Consider the following 9,937-nt stretch of genomic DNA (forward strand, 5'->3'; position numbering starts at 1 on the left):
GTGACTCACATTCCTCGACCACGGCCGAGATGATGCCCGAAGACAACGACATCCCTGTGCCCGGCCTCGAAGCCGGAGTGGAGGAGGAGCGGGAGTACGTCGGCCTGCTCTACTCCCGCCTCGATGAGCTGCGCGCCGAGAAAGAGGTCCAGCTCGCAAAGGTGCGCAGCGTGGGATCCAGCGGCACCATGCAGAACGCCTCCGAACGCGACGCGTTCGCCGCGATGTATGAGGACCGTCTGGCACAGCTCAACGCCGTGGACGATCGCCTGGTCTTCGGACGGCTCGACCACGACTCCGGAGAATGCCGGTACATCGGACGCATCGGCCTCACCGCCGCCAATCACCAGCGGCTGATGCTCGATTGGCGTGCCCCCGAGGCCGGAGTCTTCTACCAGGCCACCGCCTTCGAACGGCAGGGGGTCCGACGTCGTCGTCATCTGCTGCTGAAGCGGCGCGAGGTCCATGGTGTGGAAGACGATGTGCTGGATGCCTCCATGCTGGAAGAAGACAGCCACAACCACGGCGACGGCGCGCTGCTCGCCGCGCTGACTGCTCGGCGCACCGGACAGATGGGCGACATCGTCGCCACCATCCAGTCCGAGCAGGACCGGATCATCCGCGCCGGCATGCCCGGGGTCATGGTGGTCCAGGGCGGGCCCGGCACCGGCAAGACCGCCGTCGCGCTGCACCGCGCCGCCTACCTGCTCTACAGCAACCGCGACCGGCTGAAGTCTGCCGGCGTGCTGATCGTGGGTCCCAACTCCACGTTCATGTCTTACATCGACCGCGTCCTGCCCTCGCTGGGTGAGACCGGTGTGGTGCTGTCCTCGCTCTCCGAGCTCTTTCCCGGGGTGCGCGGCATCGAGGAGAAGGACCCCTCGGTCGAAGAGCTCAAGGGACGGCTGGACTGGGTGCAGATCATCGCCGCGGCGGTGAGGCACCGGCAGCGCACCATCCCCGACGTCCGCGATGTCACCGTGGACGGCACCCGAGTGGGCGTCACCCCCAAGATGGTCAACCGGGCGCTGGAGCGGGCACGGGCCACCGGCAAGCCTTACAACGAAGCACGCACCACCTTCGTCAAGGTCCTGGTCAAAGAGATCGCCGAGAAGCTCGAGCGCATCATCGAAAAGCGCTCCGAGGGCAATGAGGCCGACCGGTCCTATCTGACCGAGGATGTGCGCAGCGCCCGGGACGTGCGGGTGCTGCTGAACCTGTGCTGGATGCCGCGCAGCCCGCAGGGTCTCCTGGAGGACCTCTTCGCGAAGCCCGACTACCTCGCCGATGTGGCCCCGCAGCTGAGCCCGGCGCAGCGCGAGCGGCTGCGGCGCGAGCCCGGTGCCGACTTCACCACCGCCGATGTGCCGCTGCTCGATGAAGCAGCCGAACTCCTCGGTGCCCTCGACGTCACCGCAGGGCGCGAGGCCGCACGGCAGAAGGCCGCCCAGGCCCGCTCACTGGAGAACGCGCAGCGCGCGGTGGAGAACGCCACCCCGCAGCTGGAGGAGATGGGCATCGAGGGCTTCCTCGACGCCCAGGCCGTGGTGGACATGAACACCGAGACCGGGCCCCGGCTCACCGCCGCGGAACGGGCGCAGGTCGACCGCACCTGGACCTATGGCCATGTCGTGGTCGACGAGGCGCAGGAGCTCTCGCCCATGCAATGGCACGTGCTGATGCGCCGCTGCCCGCTGAAGTCCTTCACCATCGTCGGGGACATCGCCCAGGGCTCCTCGCCCTCCGCGGCCTCGAGCTGGCAGGAGGCCATGGAGCCGTTCGTGGGGGAGCGGATGCGCGTGGAGGAGCTCACCGTCAACTACCGCACCCCCGGCACCATCGTGGAGCTGGCGGAGCGGGTGGCCGCGGCCAATGGGCTCACCACCACCTCGTTGCGCACGGTCCGTGAAGGCGACTACCCGCCGGTGGTGGAGAAGGTCGAGACCGATCAGCTGATCTCCGCCGCGACGGCAGCCGTGGGCGCCGAGCACGAGCGTGTGGGGGAGGGCCTGGTCGCCGCGATCGTCCCGGAGCGTCTGCTCGGTGCGACCCGTCGGGCGCTGGTGAGCCAGTTCGGTTCTCGAGTGGGCAGGGGAGCGGGCTCACTGACCGAGGACATCCTCGCCCTCTCTGCCGACGAGGCCAAGGGCCTGGAGTTCGACGCCGTGGTCCTGGTCGAGCCCGCCGAGATCCTTGAGGAGACGGCCGGTCGAGTCGGCAGCCTCTACGTCGCGCTCACCCGTCCCACTCATGCGCTGCACGTCGTGGCGGCGCGGGAGCTTCCCGCCGGGTTCTAGCGCAACTCAGCCCGAGATGATTGGTAACGTACCTGCTGTGACCCAGACGAGCCTCGAATCCACGAACCCGGCGCTGGCCGACCAGCGCAACGACGCAAGCTTCGAGAATGTCTGGCAGGAGCTGAACTGGCGCGGGCTGGTCCAGGTCTCCACGGATGAAGAGGCTCTGGAGCGGGCCCTCTCGGGAGAGCCGATCGTGTACTACTGCGGCTTTGATCCCACGGCTGCCTCTTTGCACCTGGGTCATCTGGTGCAGCTGCTGACCATGCGTCGCATCCAGCTCGCCGGGCACCGGCCGCTGGCGCTCGTGGGCGGATCCACCGGGCTCATCGGGGACCCGCGCCCCTCGAGTGAACGCACCCTGAACACCCCGGAGGTCGTTGCTGAGTGGGTGGATTCGCTGCGCACGCAGATCAAGCACTACATCTCCTTCGACGGGGAGAGCGGTGCGACCATGGTCAACAACCTGGACTGGACCCAGGGCGTCACCGCCATTGAGTTCCTCCGCGACATCGGGAGGTATTTCAGGGTCGGCACCATGATCAAGAAGGACATCGTGGCGAAGCGGCTGAACTCCGACGAGGGCATCTCCTACACGGAGTTCAGCTACCAGATCCTGCAGGGCTTCGACTACCTGCAGCTGTTCCGCCAGTACAGCTGCACGCTGCAGTTCGGCGGATCGGACCAGTGGGGCAATCTGACCTCCGGCACCGAGCTGGTCCGCCGTGCGGAGAACGCGCAGGTCCATGCACTCGGCACCCCGCTGATCACCAACTCTGACGGGACCAAGTTCGGCAAGTCCGAGGGCAACGCCATCTGGCTGGACTCCGAGCTCTGCTCGCCGTATGCGTTCTACCAGTTCTGGCTCAACCAGTCCGATGCCGATGTCATCGATCGGCTCAAGGTCTTCACCTTCCGCACCCGCGAACAGATCGCGGAGCTCGAGCGGGCCGTGGAGGAAGAACCCTTCAAGCGCGAGGCCCAGCGCGCTCTGGCCTGGGATGTCACCTCCCTGGTGCACGGAGAAGACGCCACCCGCAAAGTCATCGACGCTTCGGCGGCGATCTTCGGTCGCGGAGAGCTGGGGGAGATTGATGAACCCACGCTGCACGCGGTCTCCGCGGAGCTGCCCAGCGCGACCGTGCCCGCAGACGAAGCCACTGCCGTGCGGCTGCTGGTCGACACCGGACTGGTCAAGTCCAATGGTGAAGCGCGCCGGGCCATCAAGGATGGCGGGGCCTACATCAACAACGAAAAGATCGACGACGGCGACGCCGTGCTGGACAGTTCGAGCTGGTTGCACGGGAAGTTCCTGCTGGTCCGTCGGGGCAAGAAGAACCTCGCACTCGTCCACCGCTCCTGAGCGGCAGGACCTCAAAACCCCCAGGTCACAGGCATCCAGGCGTGTGACGGAGGTCGCACCGGATTTGGTTTGCACGGCCCGATGAGTCTGTGTAAAGTTCTATCTCGTGCTTAAGGGCGCAGCGGAAAAGCGTGAAGCGGACCGCAGCGGCCGAGCAGATATTGAAAACCACATAGCTTTCCTTCACCGATTCGTTCGGGGAAGGGTTCGAAACTCCGGTGAAACGGTGTGGAACCTGGGTCAGCCTCGAGTTGACTCAGTCAGACACCAGGACGTAGAGTTGAGAACCGCGCAGACGACGAGTTCGGCTTCGCTCCAGCAGCTCTTGCAGGAACGAAGATCAAGGAACGGTCTGGCGTCAAAGATTCTGATGCGTTCATCGAGAAACTCGATGGAAATATCGAATTGACGAAGCGAAAGCTTGTTGGTAAGCTTGAAAAGTTGCTTCGGAGCGATTCAGGAAAACATATTCTTCTTGATGGTGCCGGTAGCGGTTGTTGTTTGAGAACTCAATAGTGTGCCAAGTTTGTTGATACCAAATTATTTATTTGGTTATAACAGCGACATTACCACCCCCGTGGTGATGATCGCAAATTTAGCCAAGGATTCATTCCGGTGTCTGTGATCAATGATGGTGGAATCGTGAGGGCCTTGTTTTTCTGGCAAGGTCTGGTTCTTCTTATTGTTGGGTGTGGATGCTGATCTCTTATTAATTTTTTAATGGAGAGTTTGATCCTGGCTCAGGATGAACGCTGGCGGCGTGCTTAACACATGCAAGTCGAACGATGAAGACCGTGCTTGCACGGTTGGATTAGTGGCGAACGGGTGAGTATCACGTGAGTAACCTTCCCTTAACTCTGGGATAAGCCCGGGAAACTGGGTCTAATACCGGATACGACCAGTCCTCGCATGGGGTGCTGGTGGAAAGATTTATCGGTTTTGGATGGACTCGCGGCCTATCAGCTTGTTGGTGAGGTAAAGGCTCACCAAGGCGATGACGGGTAGCCGGCCTGAGAGGGTGACCGGCCACACTGGGACTGAGACACGGCCCAGACTCCTACGGGAGGCAGCAGTGGGGAATATTGCACAATGGGCGAAAGCCTGATGCAGCGACGCCGCGTGCGGGATGACGGCCTTCGGGTTGTAAACCGCTTTCAGCAGGGAAGAAGCGCAAGTGACGGTACCTGCAGAAGAAGCGCCGGCTAACTACGTGCCAGCAGCCGCGGTAATACGTAGGGCGCGAGCGTTATCCGGAATTATTGGGCGTAAAGAGCTCGTAGGCGGTTTGTCACGTCTGCTGTGAAAGCCCGGGGCTCAACCCCGGGTGTGCAGTGGGTACGGGCAGACTAGAGTGCAGTAGGGGAGACTGGAATTCCTGGTGTAGCGGTGAAATGCGCAGATATCAGGAGGAACACCGATGGCGAAGGCAGGTCTCTGGGCTGTTACTGACGCTGAGGAGCGAAAGCATGGGGAGCGAACAGGATTAGATACCCTGGTAGTCCATGCCGTAAACGTTGGGCACTAGGTGTGGGGAACATTCCACGTTTTCCGCGCCGTAGCTAACGCATTAAGTGCCCCGCCTGGGGAGTACGGCCGCAAGGCTAAAACTCAAAGGAATTGACGGGGGCCCGCACAAGCGGCGGAGCATGCGGATTAATTCGATGCAACGCGAAGAACCTTACCAAGGCTTGACATGGACCGGACCGCTGCAGAGATGCAGTTTCCCTTCGGGGTCGGTTCACAGGTGGTGCATGGTTGTCGTCAGCTCGTGTCGTGAGATGTTGGGTTAAGTCCCGCAACGAGCGCAACCCCTATCCTATGTTGCCAGCACGTTATGGTGGGGACTCATGGGAGACTGCCGGGGTCAACTCGGAGGAAGGTGGGGACGACGTCAAATCATCATGCCCCTTATGTCTTGGGCTTCACGCATGCTACAATGGCCGGTACAATGGGTTGCGATACTGTGAGGTGGAGCTAATCCCTAAAAGCCGGTCTCAGTTCGGATCGAAGTCTGCAACTCGACTTCGTGAAGTTGGAGTCGCTAGTAATCGCAGATCAGCAACGCTGCGGTGAATACGTTCCCGGGCCTTGTACACACCGCCCGTCAAGTCACGAAAGTGGGTAACACCCGAAGCCGGTGGCCTAACCCTTGTGGGGGGAGCCGTCGAAGGTGGGACTCGCGATTGGGACTAAGTCGTAACAAGGTAGCCGTACCGGAAGGTGCGGCTGGATCACCTCCTTTCTAAGGAGCTGGACCCGAGTCGGGTCCGCCACTTCATGTCGCCGTTCGTGTGACTGGTGGTTTGCTCAAGGGTGGAATATCAACGAATCGTCATCATGTACTTGGCACTGGTTTCTCCGGTACGCCCGTCTTCAGCGCTCTTTTGAGTGTTGTGGTTTCACGGGTCGGGAAGAGAGCTGGTGCTTTTGTGTATGGTGCTTGGCACACTGTTGGGTCCTGAGACAACAATGGTTGTTTCATGATCTGGCCCTCGGCTTCAGGTAGCCGGCCCCGTTTTCGGGGTTGGTGATGGTGGTGGGGGTTGTTGTTTGGGAACTGCATAGTGGACGCGAGCATCTTTGTTCTTTTGAACAAAATACTCGAATCATGCTGGTCACGCCTTTGGTGTGGTCAGTGTTTTTTGTGTCAATTTTTAGTCGAGCGCTTAATTTTGAGTGTCATCGCAGCTACTGTGATGGCGGTCGTAAGTGTTTTAGGGCGCATGGTGAATGCCTTGGTAGTAGGAGCCGATGAAGGACGTGGGAATCTGCGATAAGCCTGGTGGAGTTGATAACCGAGCGTTGATACCAGGATTTCCGAATGGGGAAACCCCGCATGCTGTGATGGTGTGTGACCACCGGTTGAATGTATAGACCGGTTGGAGGGAACGTCGGGAAGTGAAACATCTCAGTACCGACAGGAAGAGAAAACAATGTAGTGATTCTGTGAGTAGTGGCGAGCGAAAGCGGATGGGGCTAAACCGGTTGCGTGTGATACCTGGTAGGGGTTGCGTGATCGGGGTTGTGGGACATTTCGTTGAGGATCTACCAGTCCTCAGGGTTGAGGTGCGGGCGTATAGACGAAGAAGGTTGAGTCCTTCGCCGTAGAGGGTGTGAGTCCCGTAGTCGTAATGCGTTCCGCCGGCCTGTAGATGTATCCCGAGTAGCACGAGGCTCGAGGAATCTTGTGTGAATCAGCCAGGACCACCTGGTAAGCCTAAATACTACCTACTAACCGATAGTGAATCAGTACCGTGAGGGAATGGTGAAAAGTACCCCGGGAGGGGAGTGAAATAGTACCTGAAACCATGTGCCTACAATCCGTCAAAGCATCCTTTAGGGGTGTGATGGCGTGCCTTTTGAAGAATGAGCCTGCGAGTTAGTGCTCAGTGGCGAGGTTAACCCGTGTGGGGAAGCCGTAGCGAAAGCGAGTCTGAATAGGGCGTTTGAGTCGCTGGGTCTAGACCCGAAGCGGAGTGATCTACCCATGGCCAGGTTGAAGCGCGTGTAAGAGCGCGTGGAGGACCGAACCCACCTAGGTTGAAAACTGGGGGGATGAGCTGTGGGTAGGGGTGAAAGGCCAATCAAACTCCGTGATAGCTGGTTCTCCCCGAAATGCATTTAGGTGCAGCGTTGCGTGTTTCTTGCCGGAGGTAGAGCTACTGGATGGCCGATGGGCCCTACAAGGTTACTGACGTCAGCTAAACTCCGAATGCCGGTCAAGTCAGAGCGCAGCAGTGAGACTGTGGGGGATAAGCTTCATGGTCGAGAGGGAAACAGCCCAGACCACCAGTTAAGGTCCCTAAGCGTGTGCTAAGTGGGAAAGGATGTGGAGTTGCTTAGACAACCAGGAGGTTGGCTTAGAAGCAGCCACCCTTGAAAGAGTGCGTAATAGCTCACTGGTCAAGTGATTCCGCGCCGACAATGTAGCGGGGCTCAAGCACACCACCGAAACTGTGGCATTTAGTCCCTTGCGGACTGGATGGGTAGGGGAGCGTCGAACACTGCGGTGAAGCAGCAGCGTAAGCTCGTCTGTGGAGTGTGTTCGAGTGAGAATGCAGGCATGAGTAGCGAAAGACACGTGAGAAACGTGTCCGCCGAATGACTAAGGGTTCCAGGGTCAAGCTAATCTGCCCTGGGTTAGTCGGGACCTAAGGCGAGGCCGACAGGCGTAGTCGATGGACAACGGGTTGATATTCCCGTACCGGTATAAGACCGCCCATGGTGATCTGGTGATACTAACTGCCCGAATCGTGCTAGAGCAGGTCCTTTCGAGGATCTGACGTGTACGAGGAGCGCAGGACCTGAACCGGGGAGCCAAGCGTATTAACAGGTGTGACGCAGGAAGGTAGCTGAGCCCAGCGATGGTTGTCTGGGTCTAAGAATGTAGCCCGAGTCCTAGGTAAATCCGGGACTTGTTATATGGGTGAGACTTGATGGGCCCCCACTTTGGTGGGGGATTCAGTGATCCTATGCTGCCAAGAAAAGCATCGGCGCGAGGGCTTGTACCGCCCGTACCCATAACCGACACAGGTGGTCAGGTAGAGAATACTAAGGCGATCGAGAGAACCACGGTTAAGGAACTCGGCAAAATACCCCCGTAACTTCGGGAGAAGGGGGACCACCCTGGTGATCCAGGCTTGCTTTGGTGAGCTGGTGGTGGTCGCAGAGACCAGGGGGAAGCGACTGTTTACTAAAAACACAGGTCCGTGCGAAGTCGTAAGACGATGTATACGGACTGACTCCTGCCCGGTGCTGGAAGGTTAAGAGGAAGGGTTAGCCACTTGTGGCGAAGCTCTGAATTTAAGCCCCAGTAAACGGCGGTGGTAACTATAACCATCCTAAGGTAGCGAAATTCCTTGTCGGGTAAGTTCCGACCTGCACGAATGGAGTAACGACTTCCCCGCTGTCTCAACCGTGGACTCGGCGAAATTGCACTACGAGTAAAGATGCTCGTTACGCGCAGCAGGACGGAAAGACCCCGAGACCTTTACTATAGCTTGGTATTGGTGTTTGACATCACTTGTGTAGGATAGGTGGGAGACTGTGAAGCGGCCACGCTAGTGGTTGTGGAGTCATCGTTGAAATACCACTCTGGTGTTGTTAGGCATCTAACTTCGGGCCCTGATCGGGTCCAGGGACAGTGCCTGGTGGGTAGTTTAACTGGGGCGGTTGCCTCCTAAAGAGTAACGGAGGCGCCCAAAGGTTCCCTCAGCCTGGTTGGCAATCAGGTGTCGAGTGTAAGTGCACAAGGGAGCTTGACTGTGAGAGCGGCAGCTCAAGCAGGAACGAAAGTTGGGACTAGTGATCCGGCGGCACCGTGTGGAAGGGCCGTCGCTCAACGGATAAAAGGTACCTCGGGGATAACAGGCTGATCCTGCCCAAGAGTCCATATCGACGGCATGGTTTGGCACCTCGATGTCGGCTCGTCGCATCCTGGGGCTGGAGTTGGTCCCAAGGGTTGGGCTGTTCGCCCATTAAAGCGGTACGCGAGCTGGGTTTAGAACGTCGTGAGACAGTTCGGTCCCTATCCGCTGCGCGCGCAGGAGATTTGAGAAGGTCTGTCCTTAGTACGAGAGGACCGGGACGGACGAACCTCTGGTGTGTCAGTTGTACTGCCAAGTGCACCGCTGATTAGCTACGTTCGGGATGGATAACCGCTGAAAGCATCTAAGTGGGAAGCCGGCTTCAAGATAAGATCTCCGTCACCTTCGGGTGTGAAGGCTCCCAGCTAGACTACTGGGTTGATAGGCCAGATGTGGAAGCGCAGCAATGCGTGAAGCTGACTGGTACTAATAAGCCGATCACTTACACCACACATCAATTTGTGGTGCTCGGTGAAGTTTCATTGGAACACTGCGTGTTCGCGTCCACTAGGCGGTTCTCTGCCAACAACCCCATAACACCTGGGGGCTCTTTGATGAGCCCGTGGGTGGTGTGGGTCAGGTCAGACCACACCCCCCGGCAAGTGATTGTTGGGGTGTGTATAAGTGAAGAGTGTTGTTGTGAGTTTAGGTTTACGACATCGTGGTACCCCACCACAGTAAGCACCAGTAGTGGTGTGTGTGGTGGTGTGGGATGCGGTGTTGTTCTAGAGTTACGGCGGTCATAGCGTGGGGGAAACGCCCGGTCCCATCCCGAACCCGGAAGCTAAGGCCCACTGCGCCGATGGTACTGCACACTGGAGTGTGTGGGAGAGTAGGTCGCCGCCGGACACAATTTAAGGGTTGAAGCCCGGTCCCCATTCGTGGGACCGGGCTTCACCTGTACCCAGACA

2 protein-coding genes and 3 rRNA genes are annotated in these 9,937 nt (G+C 59.1%); all 5 read left to right on the forward strand.

Annotated features, from left to right (window positions below):
* Positions 1-32: 32 nt before the first annotated feature.
* The 5 genes from H4W26_RS13535 to rrf all read left to right on the forward strand — a co-directional run bounded on the left by H4W26_RS13535 (position 33) and on the right by rrf (position 9,875).
* Entirely contained in the window at positions 33-2,297 is a 2,265-nt protein-coding gene (locus H4W26_RS13535; RefSeq protein ID WP_225940151.1) for a HelD family protein, read from the forward strand.
* Between the two features lie 16 nt (positions 2,298-2,313).
* Positions 2,314-3,660 (forward strand): tyrosine--tRNA ligase, encoded by a 1,347-nt coding sequence (gene tyrS / locus H4W26_RS13540; RefSeq protein ID WP_192592718.1) that lies wholly within the window; start codon positions 2,314-2,316, stop codon positions 3,658-3,660.
* Between the two features lie 717 nt (positions 3,661-4,377).
* A 16S ribosomal RNA gene (locus H4W26_RS13545) occupies positions 4,378-5,902 on the forward strand.
* A gap of 461 nt (positions 5,903-6,363) precedes the next feature.
* Positions 6,364-9,476: ribosomal RNA gene (locus H4W26_RS13550) — 23S ribosomal RNA — on the forward strand.
* Between the two features lie 282 nt (positions 9,477-9,758).
* Positions 9,759-9,875: ribosomal RNA gene (gene rrf, locus H4W26_RS13555) — 5S ribosomal RNA — on the forward strand.
* Together the 16S, 23S and 5S rRNA genes form the textbook arrangement of a ribosomal RNA operon.
* The last annotated feature ends 62 nt before the right edge of the window (positions 9,876-9,937 follow it).

Origin of the sequence: Nesterenkonia halotolerans (genome assembly GCF_014874065.1) — a bacterium.
Taxonomy (GTDB): domain Bacteria; phylum Actinomycetota; class Actinomycetes; order Actinomycetales; family Micrococcaceae; genus Nesterenkonia; species Nesterenkonia halotolerans.